Below are 21363 nucleotides of genomic sequence, written 5' to 3'. Positions count from 1 at the left end.
CTCCAAGGAAGCCAAGATGAGCACGTTGACCACCCCCGATCCGACCACCTGGCCGCCGACTGCCGCGAGCCTGTTGCCCGACGACCACGAACAGGCAACCCTGGTGGGCCGGATCTTCGTGCCGGCGGTTGGCGGGCCTTGCGTGGTCACCCTCCGCGGACAGGACCTCGTGGACGTCACGGCGCGGTTCGCGACGATGCGCGATCTCGCCGAGGAGCCAGACCCCGCAGCCGCCGTGAGGTCTGTCGACGGACCCATCGTCGCTCGACTCGAGGACGTCGTCGCTGCCACTCCGTCGGAGCTGCGCCGACCGGACGCACCGTGGCTCCTCAGCCCGATTGACCTCCAGTCCGTCAAGGCCGCCGGCGTGACCTTTGCGGTGTCGATGCTCGAGCGGGTCATCGAGGAGCGCAGTGGCGGGGATGTCGCCCAGGCGGGCCGCCTGCGCGACGACATCTCATCACGCATCGCCGGGGACCTCACGTCTGTCCGTCCGGGATCGCCGGAGGCAGCCCGGCTCAAGGCGATGTTGGTGGCCGAGGGTGCATGGAGCCAGTACCTCGAGGTCGGGCTCGGTCCTGATGCTGAGATCTTCACCAAGACGTCGCCGATGGCCACGGTCGGTGCCGGTGCCGACGTCGGTGTTCGTGCTGATTCGAGCTGGAACAATCCCGAGCCGGAGGTCGTGCTGTTGGTGTCGTCGACGGCGCGGATTGTGGGTGCCATGTTGGGCAATGACGTGAATCTGCGTGACTTCGAGGGACGATCCGCCCTGCTGCTCACGAAGGCCAAGGACAACACAGCCTCCGCAGCGCTCGGGCCGTTCATCCGTCTGTTCGACGAAGGCTTCGGGCTCGACGATGTGCGCGCGGCGACGGTCACGCTCGAGGTCGCGGGCACTGACGGTTTCCGGCTGGAGGGCATGTCCTCGATGAGCCTCATCAGCCGAGACCCGACCGAGCTTGTCGACCAACTCATGGGAGCCACGCACCAGTACCCGGACGGAGCGGTGTTGTTCCTCGGGACGATGTTCGCGCCCGTCGAGGACCGCGACGAGCCCGGCAAGGGCTTCACCCACCGGTTCGACGATGTCGTCTCCATCCGGGAGCCCCGTCTCGGTGCGCTGGTCAACCGGGTGCGCACGAGTGAGGTGTGCGAGCCGTGGACCTTCGGCACGGCGGCGCTGTTCCGCAACCTCGCCCAACGCGGTCTTCTCTGAGCTAGCAGTCTTCTAGGTGCGGCGGCGCACGGTTTCGCGCTTCGACTCGTCGACCGCGGTCTCGTACGCCGTCACCAGGGCCTGGATCGTCAAGGGTTTGAACCGTTCGACCAGGGCAGTGATGTCCTCAGGTGTACGCCCGGACGTCCGAAGCTGGGGCCACCACATGGTCCGGAAGACCTCGGTGATGTCGCGAGCGACGGCCTTGCCCGCATCGTCGAAGATCTTGCGCGATGCGTGCGCGACCTCGATCGGCATGTCGGTCTCGATGAACTGGATGCCGACCGCAAGATGCGCCGGGGCGACCTGGAAGACGTCCTCGGTGGGGGTCGGTTCGACGACGCCCAGAGCGATCAGCATCTCGAGATCGTGATCGCTCAACGCGCGTCCGGCACGCAGCTCCAGCGCGGTTCGATCCACTTCCTCGGGGCGGTCGGCCATCCAGGGCGCGAGCAGGGTGCGGTGCAGGGCGACCTGTTCGGGCGTCGCGTCCGATGGAATGTTCTCCAGGTAGCCCTCGATCGCCGACAACGTGAATCCATGTGCCTGCAGCTCACGGACGAGTTCGAGCCGGGCGAGGTGGTCCGGTCCGTAGAAGCCGTTGCGGCCCTCGCGTCGTGGGGGCGGGATCAGGCCGCGACCCGCATAGAAGCGAACTGTGCGTACCGACATCCCCACGCGTGATGCGAGCTGTTCGACGCTCATCGTCTCGGCTGGCGTGGTGGTCATGTGGTCGACCCTATTCCACGGCGTTCATCCGGGTTATCGTCGACGGGTCGACGATCCGGGGGGATGCACATGCGACGAGTCTTGACAGCTGGCCTGGCGTTGCTCGCGTCATTGATGAGTGTTGTCCCGGGCGCGACAGCAGCCACGACGACCGATTTCGCCGTGTGGGGTGCGATCACGGGCAAGACCAACAACTTCGCGACCTCGATGCAGTTGCCCGCTGTCGGCTTTCCTGAGGCCACCGTCAGATCGGACTCTCGATCGGACATCGCGCTTCCGAGCGGTGCGACGAACTGGTTCGGCGAGAACACGCCGCCGGGACTCGAATACGGCTCGAGTCGTGATCGGGCGTACCTGAATCTTCGGCCGCGTGCCGACAATGCGACCTCCCCGTCCACCACGACCTACACCTTCGACCGGGCGACCCCACAGGGCTGGGCGTTCGTCCTGGGCGATATCGATGCCGATCAGGTCGCGGTCGCAGCCACCCGGGCCGACGGCACGCCGGCCACGACCGCAGAGCTGGGATTTCGAGGCGCGTTCAACCTGTGCGCCACGACACCGCGTCCCAGTGGTGTCTGTGTGAGCAATGGCCGTCCCAAGGACGTGCCGACCTGGAATGCCGCCACCGCAACTCTGCGGGGCAACGATGCGGCGATCGACTCCGACGGTGCAACAGGCTGGTTCGAACCGACGACCCCGCTGCGCACCCTGACTTTGACCTTCACCCGTCGCGGTGGATTCCCCGTGTTCCAGACCTGGTTCGCCGTGACCCGCCAGGATCTCACGGGGAATGTGTCGGTCACATCGGGCACGTGCGGTCTCACGGCAGCCTCGATATCGCTCCTGGACGCCGAAGGCGCCGTCGTCGCGCAACAGCCGGTCGGCCCGACGGGCGGTTATGCCTTCACGGGAGTGGCAGCCAGCGACGGCTACCGCGTCGCCCTCTCAGGTGTTCCCGACTGGTGCATCTCGACCGGCCCCAGTAGTCGAGCTGTCGACTTGACCGCGGGTGATGCGACGGCTGATTTCACGGTGCGCGAGGTCATTCCGGTGCCGATTTCGGGGAGGATCACCGATGGTTCCGATCCGCTCGGGGGAGTGACGGTGACCCTCACTCCGGTAGGCGGTGGACCGGTCAAGACGACACTCACCGATGTCGACGGCCGGTACGTCTTCGATGACAATCCGGACGACACGACCTACACGATTTCGGTCACACCGCCGGACGGCTATCTGCCTGCTGCCGATCGCACTGTCACGATTCCTGACGCAGGGACCACGCCGATCACGAACCAGGATTTTGTGCTGGCCGAACTCCCTGCCGTCAGTGGCACGGTGACGGGCCCCGACGGTCCGCTACCCGGTGTCACGGTCGAACTCACCGGTGGTGGGCAGACCTTCCGGGCGGTCACCGGCGCGGATGGCACGTATGAGCTCGCGCGGATTCCGGCCGGCAGCTACGTGCTCACGGTGCCATCGCCACCGGCCGGGTACGAGCCCGCGACAACTGCCCCGGTCGTCGTGGCGACGTCCGATGTCCCCGGCCAAGACATCGCCCTGACCCGTGTACCGGCGACGGGATCGGTTGCGGGAACCGTGACGCTCGACGGCGTGCCGCTGGCCGGCGTCGACGTGACGATCCGGCCTCCGGGTGGGACGGGGTCGACAGTCAGGACGGGTGCCGACGGGACCTACGGCCTGGGGGACCTTGCGCCGGGAACCTACGAGATCGTGGCCATCGCTCCCGACGGCAGCAGCGGGCCGACGACGCGAACTGTCACGATCACGACGGCAGGTGAGGCGATGGTGGGTCAGGACTTCGCCTTCACGACCGACGACGATGTGCCGGTCGAGCCGCAGGAGCCTGTGGATCAAGGCGAGGGCACCGATCCAGACGACGTCGAGGCTCAACCCGCTGGCGCTGGCGTCCTGCCCGATACCGGCGCTCCCTCGTCCGGATTGCCGGTCATGGCTCTGTTGCTGATGCTCACCGGGTCATTCCTCGTCATCGCGGCACGTCGTCGCAGCTCGTGAGGCACCGCACACCCTCCTGACCCTTGGACTTTGACAGTGTTGGTGTCACAATCGTCAGTGCCACTGTGTTGGCAATCCCCCAATCCGAATTTTGCGAGACTCTTCTGTGAGGAAACAGTCCATGACCGAGGCCTTCGTCTACGACGCCATCCGCACCCCCCGTGGTCGCGGCAAGAAGTCCGGATCACTGCACGAGGTCAAGCCGATCTCGCTGGTGACCGGTCTGATCGATGAGATCCGTAAGCGCAACCCGACTCTCGACACCGATGCGATCGAAGATCTCGTCTTGGGCTGCGTCTCGCCGGTCGGCGATCAGGGTGCTGATATCGCCAAGACCGCCGCTCTTGCCGCCGGTCTGCCCGACACCGTTGCGGGTGTCCAGCTCAACCGTTTCTGTGCCTCGGGCCTCGAAGCCGTCAACCAGGCTGCCGCCCGGGTCCGTTCCGGCTGGGAAGACCTGATCCTCGCCGGCGGTGTCGAATCCATGAGCCGGGTGCCCATGGCATCGGACGGCGGAGCCTGGGCGATGGACCCGAAGACCGCCTTCGACACCGACTTCGTGCCCCAGGGAATCGGCGCTGACCTGATCGCCACGATCGAGGGGTACAGCCGCCTCGACGTCGATACCTTCGCCGCCGAGTCGCAGGCCCGTGCCGCCAAGGCGATCGCCAACGGCTATTTCAACAACTCGGTCATCCCGGTCAAGGACGCCTCGGGATTGACGATCCTCGACCACGACGAGTTCGTCCGTGAAGGCACGACGGCCGAGAGCCTCGGCTCGCTCGCGCCGTCCTTCGCCCAGATCGGCGATCAGGGCGGGTTCGACGCTGTTGCGCTGGAGAAGTACCACTGGGTCGAGAAGATCAACCACGTCCACCACGCCGGCAACTCCTCAGGCATCGTCGATGGAGCTGCCCTCGTGCTGCTGGGCACCGAAGCCGCCGGTGAGCGTCACGGCCTCAAGCCGCGTGCCCGCATCCTGTCGGCTGCTGTTTCGGGCTCAGAGCCCACGATCATGTTGACGGGCCCCGGTCCCGCCAGCCACAAGGCGCTCGAGCGTGCCGGTCTGACGGTCGGCGATATCGACCTCTTGGAGATCAACGAAGCCTTCGCGGCAGTCGCTTTGCGTCTCATGAAGGATCTGGGCGGCTACCCGCACGACCAGACCAACGTCAACGGCGGCTCGATCGCGATGGGTCACCCGCTGGGAGCGACCGGTGCCATGATTCTCGGCACCTTGGTCGACGAGCTGGAGCGCCGCGATCAGCGCTATGGCTTGGCCACGCTGTGCGTCGGAGGCGGTATGGGCATTGCCACCGTCGTCGAACGCCTCAGCTGATCCTCCTCACCCCCATCTTTTCGAAAGAGACACACATGACTGAAGCAGTGCGTTACGAGGTCGAGGACGGAATCGTCAACCTCGTCATGGATGACCCCAACCAGAGTGCCAACACGATGAACGCCGACTACGCCGAATCGATGGGCGCTGCCGTCGATCGACTGGTCAAGGACATCGCCAACGATCCCGCCAGCATCAAGGGCATCATCGTCTCCTCGGCGAAGAAGACCTTCTTCGCCGGCGGCGACCTCAAACTCATGACCCAGGCCACGCCGGCTGACGCCGAGCGGCTGTTCGAGGAGGTCGAAGCGATCAAGGCGACGCTGCGCAAGCTCGAGACCTCGGGCAAGCCGGTCGTCGCCGCCATCAACGGTGCGGCATTGGGTGGCGGACTCGAGATCGCCCTGGCCTGTCACCACCGCATCGCGGTCGACGGTGGCTACCAGGTCGGTCTGCCCGAGGCGACGCTCGGCCTGCTGCCCGGTGGCGGTGGCGTGACACGTACGGTGCGCATGTTCGGCATCTCCGACGCCTTGATGAAGTTCTTGCTCCAGGGCCAGCAGATGCGTCCTTCCAAGGCCCTCGCAGAGGGCCTCCTCGACGAGGTCGTCGCGACCCAGGACGAGTTGATCCCCGCTGCGAAGGCCTGGATCGAGGCCAATGCCGACAATGAGGAAGCTGCTTCTCAGCCGTGGGACCGCAAGGGTTACCGCATGCCGGGCGGACTGCCGTCCGATCCCAAATTGGCGGCGTTCCTGCCGGCGTTCCCGGCCAATCTGCGCAAGCAGACCAAGGGTGCGCCCTACAAGGCACCCCGCAGCATCATGTCGGCCGCAGTCGAAGGAGCACAGGTCGATTTCGACACCGCTTCGCGGATCGAGTCGCGTTACCTGGTCGAACTTCTCATCGGCCAGCAGTTCAAGAACATGACGCAGGCCTTCTTCTTCGATCTCGGTGCCATCAACGCCGGCAAGTCGCGGCCCGAGGGCATCGCGCCGACCAAAGCCGAGAAGGTCGCCGTGCTCGGCGCCGGCATGATGGGCGCGGGAATCGCGTACGTCTCGGCCAAGGCCGGCATGCAGGTCGTGCTGAAGGACATCTCGCTGGAAGCAGCTGAGAAGGGCAAGGCGTACAGCCAGAACATCGTCGACAAGGCGGTCGCCCGGGGCCGTATGACGCAGGACAAGGCCGACGCTCTGCTGGCGCTCATCACCCCGACCGCCGACTACGCCGATCTGGAAGGCTGCGACTTCGTCGTCGAAGCTGTCTTCGAGTCGGTCAAGCTCAAGCACGAAGTCTTCGCCGAGGTCGAGAAGGTCGTCAAGCCCGATGCGCTGCTCGGGTCCAATACGTCGACGCTGCCGATCACGATCCTGGCTGACGGTGTGAAGCGCTCCGAGGACTTCATCGGGATCCACTTCTTCTCTCCGGTCGACAAGATGCCGCTGGTCGAGATCATCGCCGGCAAGGACACCTCCGACGAGGCGATCGCTCGGGTCATCGACTACACCAAGGCGATCAAGAAGACCCCGATCGTCGTCGGCGACAGCCGTGGCTTCTTCACGAGCCGCGTCATCGGCACGTTCGTCAACGAGGGCGTCGGCATGCTGGCCGAGGGCGTGTCGCCCGTCAGCATCGAGCGCGCCACGGTTCAGGCCGGATTCCCCGCGCCCGTCTTGCAGCTCAGCGATGAACTCAACCTCGAACTCATGGTCAAGATCCGCAATGAGTCGAAGGCGGCTGTCGAAGAGTCCGGACAGACGTGGGACGCCCATGCCGCTGAGACCGTCATCGACACGATGATCGAGATCGGTCGCCCCAGTCGTCTCAAGGGCGCGGGCTTCTACGAGTACGCAGATGGCAAGCGCACGGGTCTGTGGTCCGGGCTGGGCGAGCAGTTCCCGGTCGCCCAGCAGCAGCCGGCGTTCGAGGACCTCAAGGAGCGCCTCACGTTCATCATGAGCCTTGAGACGATCAAGTGCCTCGACGAGGGCCTGCTCTCGGTGCCCGACGCCAATATCGGTTCGATCTTCGGCATCGGTTTCCCGGCCCTGCAGGGCGGTGCGATCCAGTACGTCAACGGCTATGAGGCCGCTGACGGCTCGATCGGCGTCGCCGCGTTCGCGACGCGGGCGCAGGAGCTGGCGGCCAAGTACGGCGATCGGTTCAACCCGCCGGCCTCCCTCCTGGAGAAGGCCAAGAACGGCGAAAAGTTCGTCTGAGATCGTCACGATCAGCACTGCCCCCGGATCTGTGGTTCGGGGGCAGTGCTGTGTCACGTGTCGGCGGACAGGCTGCCACGGAACACATCACACGCCAGCTGCCTGGAATGGCTAGCCTTACCTAAATTACGGTGGGGAGGTTGTCCCTCGAAAGGTGCGTTCTGTGAAGCGAATGTTGATCCTGTCCGCCGCTGCGCTGGTTCTGGCCGGCTGCGGTTCGTCATCTGACTCCGCGACCGATGACTCTGATGCGGATGGCTCGTGGTCGTACACCTCGGGCAACGGCGAAAAGGTCGAACTTGATTCGACCCCCAAGCGCATCATCGCCAGCGGCGCCGAGGCGGCCGCCCTGATCTCGTTCGGCATCAAGCCCGTGGGCATCTACGCGACCGGTCCGGTCAAGGACGACAAGAACCTTCAAGACCTCGATCTGTCGGGAATCACGATCCTCAGCGAGACCTGGGGCGATATCGACGTGGAGAAGGCAGCCGCGCTCAAACCCGATCTGATCGTGGCTGACTGGTGGCCGGCCGAGAAGGCCTACAGCGGCATGGAGGAATCAGCCAAAGCTTCCAGCAAGAAGCTTCTCGATCTCGCCCCGGTGGTCGGCATCTCGCAAGGCGACTCGATCGAGGAGCTCGTCCGCGGTTACGAGAAGCTCGCCGAATCGCTCGGTGCTGACACCGACGCCCCCGACGTCGCGGCCAACAAGCAAAAGTTCGAGTCGGCACTCGCCGACTTCAAGAAGGCCGTGTCGGCCAAGTCCGGGCTGTCGGTCCTGGCGGTCTCACCGGCCGAGGACCTGTTGTACGTGGCCAATCCGAAGTACGCGCCCGAGCTGCTCGACTTCCAGCGTTGGGGTCTCGATGTCGTCAACCCCGACAGCCCCGACAAGGGCTTCCCATACTGGGAGAACCTCAGCTGGGAGAACGCCGACAAATATCAGCCAGATCTGCTCCTGATCGACAACCGCACCTACGAGTCGTCGCTCAAGCAGGGTGAAGGACAGCCCACCTGGAAGAACATCAAGGCGGCCAAGGCCAAGGCTTACGCCGAATGGCCGGCCTACTGGATGCACACGTACGGCGAGTACGCCGCGCAGCTGACCCAGCTGACCGACGCGATCACCAAGGCCGACGACGACCTCGCGTGACTGTGACAGATCGCCTGTCCGCTGGGAACGAGACCACGCCGCGGCATCGCTCGCGAGCTGCGCTCTCGGCCGGATTCGTGGTGTTGGTCGGTGCCCTGCTGGTCGTGTGCTTCTTCAGCATCACGCTGGGTGCACGCGGCGTCGGAGTGTCGACGATCTGGAAGGCGTTCAGCGATTACGACCCTTCTCTGGCTTCGGAGACTGTGATCCGCGAGTTGCGGGTTCCGCGCACGCTGATCGGCGTATTCGCCGGTGCGGCTCTGGGACTCAGCGGTGCGATCCTTCAAGGAGTCACCCGTAATCCGCTCGCTGATCCGGGCATCATGGGCATCAATGCCGGGGCCGCGGCAGCTATCGTGTTCGCCATCATGGTGCTCGGCGCCCAGTCGGTGAGTACCTACGTCTGGTTCGCGTTTGTGGGAGCCGGCTTCGCAACTGTCACGGTCTACGGGATTGCCTCGCTCGGGCGCGAAGGTGCGACACCGATCAAGTTGGCGCTCGCTGGAGCGGCCGTCACCGCGGTACTCACGTCAATCACGACGGCCATCGTGATGATGAACGTCGCGGCGCTCAATCAGTTGCGATTCTGGCAGGTGGGTTCGCTCGCCGGTCGCCACTTTCCGGTGTTCTGGCAGACGGTTCCATTTCTGTTGCTCGGAATCGTGCTCGCGCTCGGCGCTGGGCGTGCCTTGAGTGGACTGGCACTGGGAGAGGATCTCGCGCTCGCGCTCGGCCAGCGGGTGCGGCTGACCAGGGTGGTACTTTTCGTGACGGTCGCGATCTTGTGCGGAGCGGCGACTGCGGCGTGCGGACCGATCGTGTTCGTCGGGCTCATGGTCCCGCACCTGGCTCGGATGATGTGCGGCCCCGACTACCGCTGGATCCTGTCCTATTCGCTCGTGCTCACTCCGATTGTGTTGCTGATCGCCGACATCATCGGTCGAGTCGTGATCTCGCCCGGCGAGTTACAGGTCGGCGTGGTCCTCGGTGTGCTCGGTGCCCCGGCTTTCATCCTGCTCGTCCGTTACCGCAATCTCGCGGAGCTCTGATCGCAGTGACAGATGTCATCGATATCCCGCTGGTTCGGGCAGGGCGCCGTCAACGTCGTCGCCGTTCGGTCGTCGTCACGGCTCTGTTGGCCGTCATCGCCTTCTGCCTGTTCGTGCTGACCATGATGGTCGGCAGCTACTACGTCTCGCCGATCGACGTCATGATGTCGGCGTCGAGGCTGCGTGAAGATCCCACGGTCGACTTCATCGTCCGTGACCTGCGGCTCCCAACCGCGTCTGCGGCGTTGGCGGTCGGACTTGCTCTCGGAATCTCGGGCATCGTGTTCCAAAAGCTGTTGGGCAATCCGCTGGCATCACCGGACTTCGTGGGTGTGTCGTCCGGTGCGAGTCTGTTCGCGGTCTCGTCGATCGTGCTGTTCAACGCCACCAGTTCGCAGATCTCGGGTTCGGCTCTGATCGGTGCCTTGCTGACGGCGCTGCTGATCTATGTCCTCGCGTGGCGTGATGGCATCACCGGTTACCGGTTCATCCTGATCGGCATCGGTGTCTCGCAGTTCATGCTGTCGATCATCGGCTACATCACCTCGCGGGCCGAGCTGTCCGAGGCGAGGCAGGCGATGACCTGGCTCGTCGGTTCGGTCGGCCAGGCCGGATCCGGGGAGCTGCGGACGCTCATCGGCGTGCTGGCGGTCCTGATTCCGATCGCTTTGGTGCTTGAACGGCCGCTGCGAACGCTCGAACTGGGGGACGACACGGCCAGGGCGCTCGGCTCCCGGGTCGAAGTCCACCGGCTCGGACTCATCGCCTTGTCGATCATCTTGATCGGTCTGGCCGTGGCCGTCGCCGGGCCGATCATGTTCGTCGCGCTGATCGCCGGTCCGATCGCCCAACGGCTGACCGGCCCGGCAGGCGGGGTGCTGGCTGCCGGACTGGTCGGCGCGATCATCGTGCTCGGCGCCGACCTGGTTGCCCAACAGGTCCTACCCGCCGCGCTGCCGACCGGTGTCCTGACCGGCATCATCGGTGCTCCCTACCTCATCTGGCTCCTCGCCACCGTCAACCGGGAAGGACGCGGCGGATGACCTCACACGATCTGCGTGCTCAGAATCTGACTCTTGGATATTCCGACGCCGACATCGTCAACGATCTCGACGTTCAGATTCCCGACGGGCGCATCACGGTCATCGTCGGAGCGAATGCGTGCGGCAAGTCCACGCTGCTGCGTGGTCTCGCCCGCCTCTTGAGACCTCGAGGCGGTGAGGTGATCCTCGACGGCAAGTCGGTGCAGGACATGAAGAGCATCGACGTGGCCAAAGTACTGGGCCTGCTGCCGCAGACGCCGGTCGCTCCGGATGGCATCTCGGTCGGCGACCTGGTCGGTCGTGGACGTTATCCACACCAGGGCTGGTTCCGTCGCTGGAATGCGGAGGATGACCAGGCAGTGGCTGCCGCGCTGGAGGCCACCGGCACCGCCGATCTCGAGGGCCGCAATATCGCCGAGCTCTCGGGCGGACAACGCCAGCGAGTCTGGATCGCGATGGCTTTGGCGCAGGACACCGACCTGTTGCTGCTCGACGAACCGACCACCTATCTCGACATCAACCATCAGATCGAGCTGCTCGACCTGTTGGTTGATCTGAACCGCGAGTCCGGCAAAACCGTCGTCATCGTCTTGCATGACCTCAATCTGGCTTGTCGGTACGCCGATCACATCATCGCGATGAAGCGCGGCGTGATCGTGGCCGAGGGGGCGCCCAATGACGTCATCGATGCCGCAACCGTGACCGAGGTCTTCGGACTGGCATGCGAGGTCGTGCCGGATCCGGTCAGTAACACCCCGATGATCGTTCCCCGTGGAAGGCACCACGCCGATCACGTGATGAGATGAACAGATGGACAACGTCACCGCGATGCCGATGTTCCCGTTGGGCTCGGTGCTCCTGCCCGCCATGCCGTTGTCGTTGCGGGTTTTCGAGCCGCGTTATCTGCAGATGCTGCAGGACATCCTTCCTGATCAGACGGCCGAGTTCGGTGTTGTTCTGATCGAGCGAGGCCAGGAGGTCGGCGGCGGCGAGAAGCGATTCGATGTGGGCGCCGTGGCTCAGGTCGCCGAGCTCAAGGTCGCCGACGGATATCTCGCGCTGCTCGGTGAGGGAACCCGCCGCATCGAGGTAATCGAATGGTTGGCCGAGGATCCCTATCCGCGCGCTGCCGTGCGTGAGTTACCGGCGGTGGAGTGGAGTTCGGAGTTGACCGAGCGCCGCGACCAGACCGAGGCACTCGTGCGACGCACGCTTGCTCGAGCCAGTGAGTTCCAGGACGTCTCGTGGTCGGCGGCGGTCCAGTTGAGCGAGGATCCGATCGATGCGCTGTGGCAGCTGGCCGCCATCGCGCCTCTCGGCCCACTCGACCAGCTGGGATTGTTACGCAGCGCCTCGGCGCGGGAGTTGCTTGATGCGATCTTCACCGCGACCCAGGACGTCGGGGAGGTCTTCGATGCGCGCGGGCGCTGAGCGGCGACGAACAGCACTTGTCGCCGCAGTACTGACAGCACTGTTGCTTTCCGCCTGCGGGAACGGTTCGGGCGCGGTGTCGCAGGACGACTACTACGACGTCCTCTATGACGATGACGCCACCGCCGCGGAGATCATCGAGGTTGCCGGTGCGCCGTTCGACATCGCCCGGTCGGGAGACGGCTCGCTCCTGTTGTCGTTCTCGATCCGTGACACCGAGGGCGGTGAGATGGAGAAGGGGGCCTGGCGGCTGCTTGATGCCGAGGGTCAGGTCGTCCGGTCCGAGACCATCGCGACCTACGGTGAGCCGCACGGCCTCGACAACGGCTTCGTCCTCGTAGCGGGGGAGTCGGATTCACCGCCGACCAGGATCGCTGCGGACGGTTCGACGTCGTCGGCCGGGAAGACCCGCCCCTTCGTGCCAGTCAAGGCCGGCGACGTGCTGATCTCCGATATCGAGCCCGCGCTGTTCTACCGTCCGTCTGACGGCACAGTGCACGAGATGCCTCGACCGCCGGGGGCACGGAGCAGCGACGACATCTTCCAACAGCTTGCGATCGACGACGACGGCACGGTGTGGGGTGTCACGAATTGGACGGACCAGACCGCACCGCTGGTGCATTCGACCGATGGCGGCGTCACCTGGAAGACCGAACAGGTGCCCATGCCCGGGGGTGACGGGGGACCGCATGGGCTCGTCGCGAGCCACGGTGTCACGCTGCTGACGTTCGCCGAGCTCATGGCTGAACCGCAAGGTGATGACAACATCGTCGCGGCCCGGATAGCGACGGGCGGAGTGAGTCGGGAGTTCGCACCGGGTGGGCTGCCGATGGACCGATTGCACTATCCCGGAATTGTCGTACTGCCCGATGGGCGGCTCGTGATCGGCGAAAACGAAGTCAAGAACGCTGCCGGATGGTGGATCGCCGCATCACCCGACAACGAGGACTTCGTCCGCCTCGAGCTGCCTGCTGAGGTCACGACGATCACCTCCACCGGCGATGTGCTGTATGCCTTCTCGTGGCCGGGCGAGAACGATGTCGTGTGGGAGTCTGTCGACGACGGTGCGACGTGGGACCAGATCGACGTCGGGCGCTAGTTCAACGGACCCTCACGTAGCGAGCCCACGCGAAGCAGAACAGCCCAAAAGCGGCCAGGCCGATCGCCACGAGGGTCAGGAGATACGGCCCGTAGGGCTGGTCACGCACGGTCTGAAGAGCGTCGTCGAGGCCGCCGGCCTTCTCCGGGTCATACGAGATCGCGGCCCAGCCGAACAGGACGCCGACGATCCCGATGGCTACCCCCTTGCCCAGGTAGCCGATCTTGCCGACCCGCACGATCGCAGTTCCCGAGGCTCCGGATGTCGCGGAGGATGTGAGGTCGTGCGTGAACTTCTCCGTAAGGCCGCGGACGATCTGCGATTTCGCAACCGCGAGGATCACCACGCCGATGCTCGCTACCAGGACGCGTCCGGCAGGCCCTGACAACAGCGATGCGGTCAGGCCCTCTTCCTTCGAGTCGCTGCTGCTCGAACCACCCGAGCCGCCCGCGATACGGGCCGCCGAGAACGAAAGGACCGCGTACACCCCGGCGCGTCCAACGGCCGAGAGCCGCTTGCGAAGCCGATCCATATCGTCCTGCTCGGTCTGGAACCCCCAGATCGCAGTCAGCAACTGCCAGACGGTGAGCGCCGCGAGACCGAAGGCGCACACCCAGAGCATCGTGCCGCCGAAGGGTTGCTGGGCGATGGTCTTGAGCGCCCCGGACGTACTGGCGTCCCCGCCGCTCTCGCCCCACGCGATCTGCAGGGCGATGACCCCTATGAGCAGATGCACGACGCCGTAGGCGACCAACCCGATCCGGGCGGCCGCGAGCATCGTGGTGCTGTGACGTGCCTCCCGCCCAGCCTGATTGCCACGGTTCGCGACGTCACCCATGCGGATGCTCCGCGGCATCGGGCTCGGCGGACTTCTGGGCGAGTCCACGTCCAAGACGCGATGACTTGTAGCCGTAGGCGAAGTACACGACGAAGCCGATCGCCAACCAGATGAGGAAACGGATCCAGGTCTCGACCGAGAGGTTGACCATGAGCCACAGGCAGGCCGCTATCGACAGCAGCGGGATGAGCGGCACGCCGGGTACCCGGAACGGCCGGTGCAGATCGCCGCGGGTACGCCGCAAGATGATGACGCCGGCTGATACGACGACAAATGCGAACAGGGTGCCGATGCTGACCAACTTCGACAACTCCGAAAGCGGCACGAATCCGGCCAGAACCGCGACGAAAAGACCGGTCATGATCGTGATGCGATATGGCGTGCCGAATCGCGGGTGCACCTTTGCCAGTCCCACGGGAAGCAGTCCGTCGCGCGACATCGCGAACAACACCCGGGCCTGGCCCAGCATCAGTACCAGGACCACGGTCGTGAGCCCGGCGACGGCGCCTACCGAGATGAGGTCACTGGCCCAGTCGAGGTCATTGGCCTTGAATGCCTCGGCGAGCGGGGCGGCGGTTTTCATCCGCTCATCGCTGTACTTCAGCATTCCGGTGATGACGAATGACACCGCTGCGTACAACACCGTGACGATCGCGAGCGAACCGAGGATTCCGCGTGGCACATCGCGCTGCGGATTCTTGGTCTCTTCGGCGGATGTCGCGACGATGTCGAAGCCGATAAAGGCGAAGAACACGACGGATGCCGCAGCGATGATGCCGTAGACGCCGAACACCGTCGGCTCGATCCCGAAGATCGACTGGAGCAGCGTCGAGTCGAGCCCCGACCCGCCCTTCGACGGCTGTGATTCCGGCACGAAGGGCGAATAGTTCTTCATCTTGATGAAGAACAGGCCCGCCACGATGACGAACGTGATGACCGCCACCTTCACGATCACCAGGACACTGGCAAAACGTCCCGACAACTTGGTGCCGAGCACACCGACCACGGTGAGTCCGAGCACGATCGCGATCGCTCCGAAGTCGGGAACTGCATCGTCACCTGCCAACCAGGTCGGCAGGTCGAACAGGGATTGCAGGTAGGCCGACCAACCACGGGCGACCACCGCGGCACCGAGGGCCAACTCAAGCACGAGGTCCCAGCCGATGATCCAGGCGATCAGTTCGCCCAGCGTCGCATACGAGAAGGTGTACGCGCTGCCGGCCACCGGGACGGTCGAGGCGAACTCCGCGTAACACAGCGCCGCCAGACCGCACGTGATTCCCGCCAGCACGAACGAGATGACGATCGCCGGTCCGGCATTGCTGAAGGCCTGCTCGCCGGTGAGCACGAAGATGCCGGTTCCGATCATGACTCCGACGCCGAAGACTGTCAGGTCCCAGGCCGAGAGTTCCTTCTTGAGCCGATGTTCGGGCTCGTCGGTCTCTGCGATCGACCTCTCGACGGATTTGTTGCGAAACAGGTCCATTCAGCCATCCTGTTGCCGACCGGTGTCCCCCGCAACCGCTGAGGTGTCGATCAGGACTCGACGCCTTGTGCCAGTTCTTCTGCGGCCTTGGCGATATTTCGCTGCATCGAGCCGAACACGATGCCGTGGAACGGCAGGATCGACCACCAGTAGAGCTGGCCCAGCAGCCCTTTGGGATGGAATAACGCGCGGTGGTGGAATGTCGTGGTGCCACCCGCCGTCGAGCCGACCTGCATCTCCAGCCAGGCGAGTCCGGGCAGCTTCATTTCCGCTCGCAAACGCAGGAATGTGCGATCGTCGGTTTCTTCGACCCGCCAGAAGTCGACGGCGTCTCCGATGACCAGATCATGGGGATTGCGACGACCACGGCGCAGGCCGGGGCCGCCGACGAGTCGATCCAGCAATCCGCGAACTCGCCACGCCAGCGCCCAGGAGTACCAGCCGTTGCGGCCGCCGATGCCTTCGATGATGCTCCACAGATCTTCTGGGCTGGCCTCGACCTCGCGCGTTCGCTCATCCTTGTAGAGCGAACCACCCGCCCAGTCGGGATCTGTGGGCAGACCCTCGGCGGGTGCGCCGGCCGTCGATGCGGACGACCACCTGGTCGGCACGTCGAGGTTCTGAATTTTACTCAGGGCCAGTTCGACCGAACGGTCGAATGTGATGAGACCATCCGGGGGATCTGGAACATACTCCGTGATGTCGTGGTTCGCCATGACCACGGTGTTCCGCAGTGACTCGACGAGCGGACGCGCGAGACTGGCCGGCACCGGCGTCACGAGGCCGACCCAATGGCTCGACAGGCCAGGCGACAACACGGGAACTTTCAGGATCCGGCGCCGCGGAAGCCCGGCGATCGCGGCGAAGCGTTGCATCAGATCGAGGTAGGTCAGTACCTCGGGTCCGCCGATGTCGAACCGGCGGTTGACCTCGGCCGGCATATCGGCCGAGCCGACCAGGTAACGCAGCACATCGCGGATCGCGATGGGCTGGATGCGGGTCTTGACCCATGTCGGAGTGACCATGACGGGTAGGCGTTCGGTGAGATAGCGCAACATCTCAAATGACGCGGATCCCGATCCGATGATGACGCCCGCCTGCAGGACCGTGGTCGGTACGCCGGATGCGAGCAGGATGTCACCGACCTGCTTGCGCGATTGCAGATGCTCTGACAGATCTTCCCCGACTGGATCCATGCCGCCGAGGTAGACGATCCGAGCGACACCCGCGCGCATGGCCTCCTCGGCGAAGGTCTGGGCCATGCGCTTCTCGGTCGCCCCGAAGTCGCCGCCGGTTCCGATCGAGTGCAGCAGGTAGTACAACACGTCCACATCGCGCATCGCGGCTCGCACCTGTTCGGTGTCGGTCGCGTCCCCGACCGCGATCTCCACGTCGGCCGACCACTCGTGCGCTTGGGCCTTGCGTTCGTCGCGGACCAGGACCCGCACGGTGTGGTGGGCTGCCAAAAGCTGGGGGACCAGCCTGCCGCCGACGTAGCCGGTCGCGCCAGTGACGAGAACTCGAGTGCGGGGCATCTCTCCAGTGTTAGGGACCTGGGCAGTACTCGCACTTTCTCACTGCCGAGCGATAGCGTCGACCCATGACGACTTTCCCAGCCGATGTGGTCGATGCGATCCTGCACCACATGAACGATGACCATCCCGATGACAGCCTGGTGATCGTGCAGGCCTTCGCCGAGCCGGATGCGAGCAGCGCCGTGATGACCGGGTTCGACAGTGAAACCGCAGCATGGGATGCCACCATCGACGGACAGAGCCGCGCGGTGACGATCCCGTGGCTGGGTCCGGTCGTCGAACGCCCTGACATTCGCCGTGAGGTCGTGAACCTGTACGACCGAGCGGTCGAGAAGCTGGGCCTTCCGCCGCGCGAGAGGCACTGACGATGAGCGCCGACACCGAACGCACGGTCGGCATGACCCGGATCGGGCCATCTCGTTACCGGGTCACGAATGACCGGGGTACTTCGATGGAGATCGGTGACGGCTCGTCGGCCGACTTCACCCCGGTGGAGCTGTTGCTGGCGGCGCTGGCCGGATGCACTGCCATCACGGTCGATCCGCTGATCTCACGACGGGCCGAGCCCGACACCTTCGACGTCCGCACCAGGGCCGACAAGGTCCGTGACGAGCAGGGAAGTCATCTGGTCGACATTCTCCTGGCGTTCGACGTGGCCTTTCCCGACGGGGAGGCCGGCGCGGCGGCCCGCGCGCTTCTGCCTGATGCGATCCGCAAGGCAGAGGAGAGGCTGTGCACAGTGAGTCGCACCGTGGCGATCGGCACTCACGCTCAGACCGAGATCAACGACGTCTGACTCTGATTCAACGGGACGGTGTGAGCCGGCGCGCCTCATGGTCGGCGTGGTAGCGCTGCCAGTCGAGTTGAAGGCGGTCACGATTCACGAGCGATCCGATCAGCCAGAAGGCCGGGAATAAGCCCGCAAGCACCGCGATGATCGCGCTGTGCCAGATCGGATAGCGGCTCAAGCAACGGCCTCTGCGGTAGCTCGCGACGGCGACGGCCAGAAACACAACCGCACAGATAGCTGCTACCAGCCCGCCGACGATCAACTCGCCAGTCGTCACGGACAGAGGGGAATGCTCCATCGGCGCAGTCTAGGGCTCGGGTGGCTCAGGCGTGGTGTCGGAGCTGGGCGTCTTGATAGGCGAAACAGTTCGGGAAGTAGTGCGGCGTCAACGGACGGCCACTCGGCTCGGTCGGTCCAGGCGGCGTCGGGGCCAGGGTGCACGGACGGTCCTGCCAGTCATTGCGCCGCACGAGGCGGTCATCGATCACGGTCCCCAAATAGGAGCCGCTGACGTCGACGGCGTCGTTGTCTTCCCAGGGGAACCAGCCGATCCAGTGACCGTCCAGGTCGAAGAGATGAGGGTCAGTCCATGTGCGTCGAAACGCGATGGGATCCCCGCCCATATCGAACAGGTACACACTCATTCCAGCAGTTCCTTCCCTCTGCAACGACGTTACGAGCAATGAGGGAAGAAATGGGGGATTTTGCTGACGTACTCAGAGAATTGATCCGAACGAACTAGTCCTTCGCGTCGAAGGCGTCCTGCAGGTCCTGGATGTTGAGCCGTTTCATCTTCATCATGGCCGCCTGCGCGCGGCCCGCGGCCTCGCGATCAGGATCGGCGAAGAGCCGGCCGAGCGCCGTCGGTACGACCTGCCAGCTCACACCGAATGCGTCGACGAGCCAGCCGCAGGGACGTTGTTCACCTCCACCGGCCAGCAGTGCGTCGCTGATGGTGTCGACCTCCTCCTGGGTCTCGACGCTGACCGAGAGTGAGAAGGCATCGGTGAGCTTGAACATCGGGCCGCCGTTCATCAAGGTGAGGTGTTGCCCTTGCAGGCTGATCTCAGCGATGAACAACGAGCCGTCGGGATGCCGCTGCTCATTGAGCAGTTCAGCGGTGTCGAACACCTCGAGATAGCGCTCGACCGCGGCCTCGGCGTTGTCGTCGAACCAAAGGAACGGGGTGATCGTGATGTGGCTGGCCATGGGAGCTCCTGTGCGGACGCGCTGCGATTTCAGCGGTCACATCAGGATGCGTGCCGACCGCGCCAGGTGCAAGCGATGATCAGTACACCTTGATTTTCTTGGTGTACTTGCTGCACGAACGGCCCTCGGCATATCCGGTGCGCCGGGCGATGAAGCAGGCCTTGATCCGGTGTCCGACATCGGGCCTCCGTGTCGAGTACCAGTCGTACCCCGGGGCAGGTGTGCGCTTGCCGTCCCGGTACCAGATGATGTCGTAGGTTCGGGCCTTCTTGTTCCACGTGGGAGGCTTCGCGACGACAGTGTTGAGATCGATCCTGACCTTGGGACGCTTGGTCGCTTTCAAGGTCGGATAGTGGATCGTGAATGAACGAGCGTGCGTCGTCCCAGCACCTACAGCAATGGGGTTCGCTGTCGCGAAGCTCTTTTTCTTGGAGAACCATTCGACGTAGCCGACATCATTGGACGAACCGCGAGCGCGATACTGACCGGGATGGAGTCCGGTGAACGTGACGGTGCCACCCGAGGTCAGATACGGGCTGCCGATAGGGCGGGCATCTGTGTCGTAGATGGTCGCAGTGCCACCGGTGGCCTTGCCTCGCGGATTCTTGATCGTCAGACGTAGGGTGCTGCCCGGAGACAGAGTCATGTCCTTTTGGGAAAGCTGTTGTCCTGAGGTGACCGTCAGATAGGTGCTCGTCGTGGCCGTCGCGGCGTTCGGGAACCATTGACGTGCGAGGCGAGGCTCGTGCCCGTTGTCTTCGGCGTGCAGCGCATATCTTCCCGCGGGAAGCTTGGAGACCTTGAACTCTCCACTGGGACCGACGTTGGAGAACCATGAGGAGCTTGTCGAGACCTTCCCGTTGGACCAGACGGGGTAGGCCCTGACGCTGAGGAAGTTCTCGCCGGGAGCAGTGCCACCGGGGGCCTGAAGAGTGCCGGAAATCCTTGCGCCGCGGACCATCTGGAAGTTGACGGACTTGGCCGAACCCACCTTGTAGGCCTTGCCGCTGTTGTACGACTGGGCCACCCAATCGCCGTAGAGATGCGTCTGTTCTGCGGTGAATCGGTAGGTGGCGACCGGCAGGCTCAGCGAGTAGCGGCCGCTGCTGGTGGTGGAGCGGCAGTAGTCGTTGACGTACTTGCCCGACTTGGCGTATCGCTTGGCGCAGACCCTGATCCCGTCCAGGCCGGGATGCCCGGCTTCAGGTGAGGTGACGATTCCGCTGACTGTGACGCGAGATGAGGCCTGGGCAGGTGCCTGGACGAGCGCGAAAGTCGCAGCGAGTCCGGCCGAAGCGGCCAGCAGGCGAGTCATGACAGAGGTGCGGGGCCCGAGATGCATTGAGTCAGTATCTCTCACTTGCGTCGGATCCGGTGGCGTTCGCCGGAGTGTGCAATAGCCTGCTGGAAGCTAGGAGGCTATTCATGACGCAAGCCGTGCTCATCGAGACTGTCGATGATGTCCTGACCATCACCTGGAACGATCCCGACCGGCTCAACGGCCTGACGGGGGAGATGATCGCCGCTGCGAGCCACGCGATCGAACGCGCACCGGCCACCACCCGCGTCATCGTCTTCTTCGGCAAGGGACGGGCGTTCACGACTGGCGCGCGCCTCGACGGAAGGCTGGACGGTACTGAGCCGATGGACATCGCGAACCGGCTGATCCGCGCCATCGTCGCGGCTCCCTTTCCGGTTGTCGCGGCGGTCAATGGCCCGGCAGCAGGTTTCGGTGCTTCGGTCGCGTTGGCAGCTGACGTCACGCTGGCCGCGCAGTCAGCGTATTTCCTGCTGCCCTTCGTCAATATCGGCTTGACGCCGGACGGCGGGACGTCGGCCGTCGTAGCTGCTTCGATCGGGCGCGCTCGCGCCTCTGCGATGGCCTTGCTGGGTGAACGGCTGTCGGCCACCGACGCCGCCAGTGCGGGTTTGATCCACAAAGCTGTGGCCGATGATGAATTCTCAGCCGAGGTCGACCGCATCGTGAAGCAATTGGCCGGCGGACCCGCTGTGGCCTACCGGGCGACGAAGCAGGCCATCAACGCCGCGACGCTCGGCAATCTCGACGAGGCACTCGACCGTGAGCGCGATCTGCAGGTGTTGTTGTTCGGCACCGACGATTTCGCCGAGGGCGCGACGGCATTCATGCACAAGCGTGCTCCGAGATTCACTGGCCGATGAGGG

General features: G+C 64.6%; 21 protein-coding genes. 13 read left to right on the top strand and 8 right to left on the bottom strand.

Annotated features, from left to right (window positions below):
• Positions 1–16: 16 nt before the first annotated feature.
• Positions 17–1219 carry a fumarylacetoacetate hydrolase family protein gene (locus ACXJKC_RS10330; RefSeq protein ID WP_456696612.1) on the top strand — a complete coding sequence of 401 codons (1203 nt, stop codon included), beginning with the start codon at positions 17–19 and terminating at the stop codon, positions 1217–1219.
• A 12-nt stretch (positions 1220–1231) separates the two neighbouring features.
• Here ACXJKC_RS10330 and ACXJKC_RS10325 read toward each other — a convergent pair whose 3' ends face one another.
• Complete coding sequence (locus ACXJKC_RS10325) at positions 1232–1948, bottom strand: MerR family transcriptional regulator (protein WP_456696611.1); 717 nt, start codon at positions 1946–1948, stop codon at positions 1232–1234.
• 69 nt (positions 1949–2017) lie between these two features.
• On the opposite strand from ACXJKC_RS10325, the gene ACXJKC_RS10320 reads away from it, so the two are divergent.
• The 9 genes from ACXJKC_RS10320 to ACXJKC_RS10280 all read left to right on the top strand — a co-directional run bounded on the left by ACXJKC_RS10320 (position 2018) and on the right by ACXJKC_RS10280 (position 13321).
• Positions 2018–3985 carry an MSCRAMM family protein gene (locus ACXJKC_RS10320; RefSeq protein WP_456696610.1) on the top strand — a complete coding sequence of 656 codons (1968 nt, stop codon included), beginning with the start codon at positions 2018–2020 and terminating at the stop codon, positions 3983–3985.
• A gap of 121 nt (positions 3986–4106) precedes the next feature.
• The gene (locus tag ACXJKC_RS10315; RefSeq protein WP_456696609.1) at positions 4107–5324 is read left to right on the top strand and encodes an acetyl-CoA C-acetyltransferase; all 1218 of its coding nucleotides are present in this window, start codon (positions 4107–4109) and stop codon (positions 5322–5324) included.
• Positions 5325–5359: 35 nt separating this feature from the next.
• Positions 5360–7546, top strand: coding sequence for a 3-hydroxyacyl-CoA dehydrogenase NAD-binding domain-containing protein (locus ACXJKC_RS10310; protein WP_456696608.1), 2187 nt, complete (start codon positions 5360–5362; stop codon positions 7544–7546).
• Between the two features lie 172 nt (positions 7547–7718).
• The gene (locus tag ACXJKC_RS10305; protein ID WP_456696656.1) at positions 7719–8699 is read left to right on the top strand and encodes an ABC transporter substrate-binding protein; all 981 of its coding nucleotides are present in this window, start codon (positions 7719–7721) and stop codon (positions 8697–8699) included.
• Complete coding sequence (locus ACXJKC_RS10300) at positions 8696–9748, top strand: FecCD family ABC transporter permease (protein WP_456696607.1); 1053 nt, start codon at positions 8696–8698, stop codon at positions 9746–9748. The genes ACXJKC_RS10305 and ACXJKC_RS10300 overlap by 4 nt, the downstream gene beginning before the upstream one ends.
• Before the next feature lie 5 nt (positions 9749–9753).
• Positions 9754–10791 (top strand): FecCD family ABC transporter permease, encoded by a 1038-nt coding sequence (locus ACXJKC_RS10295; protein ID WP_456696606.1) that lies wholly within the window; start codon positions 9754–9756, stop codon positions 10789–10791.
• Positions 10788–11597 (top strand): ABC transporter ATP-binding protein, encoded by an 810-nt coding sequence (locus tag ACXJKC_RS10290; RefSeq protein WP_456696605.1) that lies wholly within the window; start codon positions 10788–10790, stop codon positions 11595–11597. The genes ACXJKC_RS10295 and ACXJKC_RS10290 overlap by 4 nt, the downstream gene beginning before the upstream one ends.
• Positions 11598–11601: 4 nt before the next feature.
• Entirely contained in the window at positions 11602–12222 is a 621-nt protein-coding gene (locus ACXJKC_RS10285) for an LON peptidase substrate-binding domain-containing protein (RefSeq protein ID WP_456696604.1), read from the top strand.
• Positions 12206–13321: a sialidase family protein gene (locus ACXJKC_RS10280; RefSeq protein WP_456696603.1), complete on the top strand. Its 1116-nt coding sequence runs from the start codon at positions 12206–12208 to the stop codon at positions 13319–13321. Before ACXJKC_RS10285 ends, ACXJKC_RS10280 begins: the two co-directional genes overlap by 17 nt.
• 1 nt (position 13322) lies before the next feature.
• Here ACXJKC_RS10280 and ACXJKC_RS10275 read toward each other — a convergent pair whose 3' ends face one another.
• The 3 genes from ACXJKC_RS10275 to ACXJKC_RS10265 are packed head-to-tail and all read right to left on the bottom strand — an operon-like array spanning position 13323 to position 17180.
• Positions 13323–14159, bottom strand: coding sequence for a DUF1206 domain-containing protein (locus tag ACXJKC_RS10275; RefSeq protein ID WP_456696602.1), 837 nt, complete (start codon positions 14157–14159; stop codon positions 13323–13325).
• A complete protein-coding gene (locus ACXJKC_RS10270) occupies positions 14152–15645 on the bottom strand; it encodes an amino acid permease (RefSeq protein WP_456696601.1) in 1494 nt (497 codons plus the stop codon). Before ACXJKC_RS10270 ends, ACXJKC_RS10275 begins: the two co-directional genes overlap by 8 nt.
• Positions 15646–15695: 50 nt before the next feature.
• The gene (locus ACXJKC_RS10265) at positions 15696–17180 is read right to left on the bottom strand and encodes an SDR family oxidoreductase (protein WP_456696600.1); all 1485 of its coding nucleotides are present in this window, start codon (positions 17178–17180) and stop codon (positions 15696–15698) included.
• A 65-nt stretch (positions 17181–17245) separates the two neighbouring features.
• Between ACXJKC_RS10265 and ACXJKC_RS10260 the strand changes: the two genes are divergently transcribed.
• Together ACXJKC_RS10260 and ACXJKC_RS10255 are read left to right on the top strand one after the other, a co-directional pair.
• Positions 17246–17545 carry a DUF2470 domain-containing protein gene (locus tag ACXJKC_RS10260; protein WP_456696599.1) on the top strand — a complete coding sequence of 100 codons (300 nt, stop codon included), beginning with the start codon at positions 17246–17248 and terminating at the stop codon, positions 17543–17545.
• A 2-nt stretch (positions 17546–17547) separates the two neighbouring features.
• Positions 17548–17976 carry an OsmC family protein gene (locus ACXJKC_RS10255; protein WP_456696598.1) on the top strand — a complete coding sequence of 143 codons (429 nt, stop codon included), beginning with the start codon at positions 17548–17550 and terminating at the stop codon, positions 17974–17976.
• 7 nt (positions 17977–17983) lie between these two features.
• Here ACXJKC_RS10255 and ACXJKC_RS10250 read toward each other — a convergent pair whose 3' ends face one another.
• The 4 genes from ACXJKC_RS10250 to ACXJKC_RS10235 form a co-directional block, all read right to left on the bottom strand.
• Positions 17984–18268 carry a hypothetical protein gene (locus ACXJKC_RS10250; protein ID WP_456696597.1) on the bottom strand — a complete coding sequence of 95 codons (285 nt, stop codon included), beginning with the start codon at positions 18266–18268 and terminating at the stop codon, positions 17984–17986.
• Positions 18269–18293: 25 nt separating this feature from the next.
• A complete protein-coding gene (locus ACXJKC_RS10245; RefSeq protein ID WP_456696596.1) occupies positions 18294–18614 on the bottom strand; it encodes a hypothetical protein in 321 nt (106 codons plus the stop codon).
• Positions 18615–18708: 94 nt separating this feature from the next.
• A complete protein-coding gene (locus tag ACXJKC_RS10240) occupies positions 18709–19179 on the bottom strand; it encodes a VOC family protein (protein ID WP_456696595.1) in 471 nt (156 codons plus the stop codon).
• A 79-nt stretch (positions 19180–19258) separates the two neighbouring features.
• Complete coding sequence (locus ACXJKC_RS10235; RefSeq protein WP_456696594.1) at positions 19259–20521, bottom strand: hypothetical protein; 1263 nt, start codon at positions 20519–20521, stop codon at positions 19259–19261.
• An 83-nt stretch (positions 20522–20604) separates the two neighbouring features.
• Between ACXJKC_RS10235 and ACXJKC_RS10230 the strand changes: the two genes are divergently transcribed.
• Positions 20605–21360: an enoyl-CoA hydratase gene (locus ACXJKC_RS10230; protein ID WP_456696593.1), complete on the top strand. Its 756-nt coding sequence runs from the start codon at positions 20605–20607 to the stop codon at positions 21358–21360.
• The last annotated feature ends 3 nt before the right edge of the window (positions 21361–21363 follow it).

The organism is Aeromicrobium sp. P5_D10, assembly GCF_054049535.1.
Note: the sequence above shows the minus strand (reverse complement) of the source record. Positions and strands in the feature narration are given on the sequence as shown.

Excerpts from the sequence above, each read along its gene's own strand:
- ACXJKC_RS10330 (WP_456696612.1), top strand. The coding sequence starts at position 17 with ATGAGCACGTTGACCACCCCCGATCCGACCACCTGGCCGCCGACTGCC.
- ACXJKC_RS10325 (WP_456696611.1), bottom strand. The coding sequence starts at position 1,948 with ATGACCACCACGCCAGCCGAGACGATGAGCGTCGAACAGCTCGCATCA.
- ACXJKC_RS10320 (WP_456696610.1), top strand. The coding sequence starts at position 2,018 with ATGCGACGAGTCTTGACAGCTGGCCTGGCGTTGCTCGCGTCATTGATG.
- ACXJKC_RS10315 (WP_456696609.1), top strand. The coding sequence starts at position 4,107 with ATGACCGAGGCCTTCGTCTACGACGCCATCCGCACCCCCCGTGGTCGC.
- ACXJKC_RS10310 (WP_456696608.1), top strand. The coding sequence starts at position 5,360 with ATGACTGAAGCAGTGCGTTACGAGGTCGAGGACGGAATCGTCAACCTC.
- ACXJKC_RS10305 (WP_456696656.1), top strand. The coding sequence starts at position 7,719 with ATGTTGATCCTGTCCGCCGCTGCGCTGGTTCTGGCCGGCTGCGGTTCG.
- ACXJKC_RS10290 (WP_456696605.1), top strand. The coding sequence starts at position 10,788 with ATGACCTCACACGATCTGCGTGCTCAGAATCTGACTCTTGGATATTCC.
- ACXJKC_RS10285 (WP_456696604.1), top strand. The coding sequence starts at position 11,602 with ATGGACAACGTCACCGCGATGCCGATGTTCCCGTTGGGCTCGGTGCTC.
- ACXJKC_RS10280 (WP_456696603.1), top strand. The coding sequence starts at position 12,206 with ATGCGCGCGGGCGCTGAGCGGCGACGAACAGCACTTGTCGCCGCAGTA.
- ACXJKC_RS10275 (WP_456696602.1), bottom strand. The coding sequence starts at position 14,159 with ATGGGTGACGTCGCGAACCGTGGCAATCAGGCTGGGCGGGAGGCACGT.
- ACXJKC_RS10270 (WP_456696601.1), bottom strand. The coding sequence starts at position 15,645 with ATGGACCTGTTTCGCAACAAATCCGTCGAGAGGTCGATCGCAGAGACC.
- ACXJKC_RS10265 (WP_456696600.1), bottom strand. The coding sequence starts at position 17,180 with ATGCCCCGCACTCGAGTTCTCGTCACTGGCGCGACCGGCTACGTCGGC.
- ACXJKC_RS10260 (WP_456696599.1), top strand. The coding sequence starts at position 17,246 with ATGACGACTTTCCCAGCCGATGTGGTCGATGCGATCCTGCACCACATG.
- ACXJKC_RS10255 (WP_456696598.1), top strand. The coding sequence starts at position 17,548 with ATGAGCGCCGACACCGAACGCACGGTCGGCATGACCCGGATCGGGCCA.
- ACXJKC_RS10250 (WP_456696597.1), bottom strand. The coding sequence starts at position 18,268 with ATGGAGCATTCCCCTCTGTCCGTGACGACTGGCGAGTTGATCGTCGGC.
- ACXJKC_RS10245 (WP_456696596.1), bottom strand. The coding sequence starts at position 18,614 with ATGAGTGTGTACCTGTTCGATATGGGCGGGGATCCCATCGCGTTTCGA.
- ACXJKC_RS10240 (WP_456696595.1), bottom strand. The coding sequence starts at position 19,179 with ATGGCCAGCCACATCACGATCACCCCGTTCCTTTGGTTCGACGACAAC.
- ACXJKC_RS10235 (WP_456696594.1), bottom strand. The coding sequence starts at position 20,521 with ATGCATCTCGGGCCCCGCACCTCTGTCATGACTCGCCTGCTGGCCGCT.
- ACXJKC_RS10230 (WP_456696593.1), top strand. The coding sequence starts at position 20,605 with ATGACGCAAGCCGTGCTCATCGAGACTGTCGATGATGTCCTGACCATC.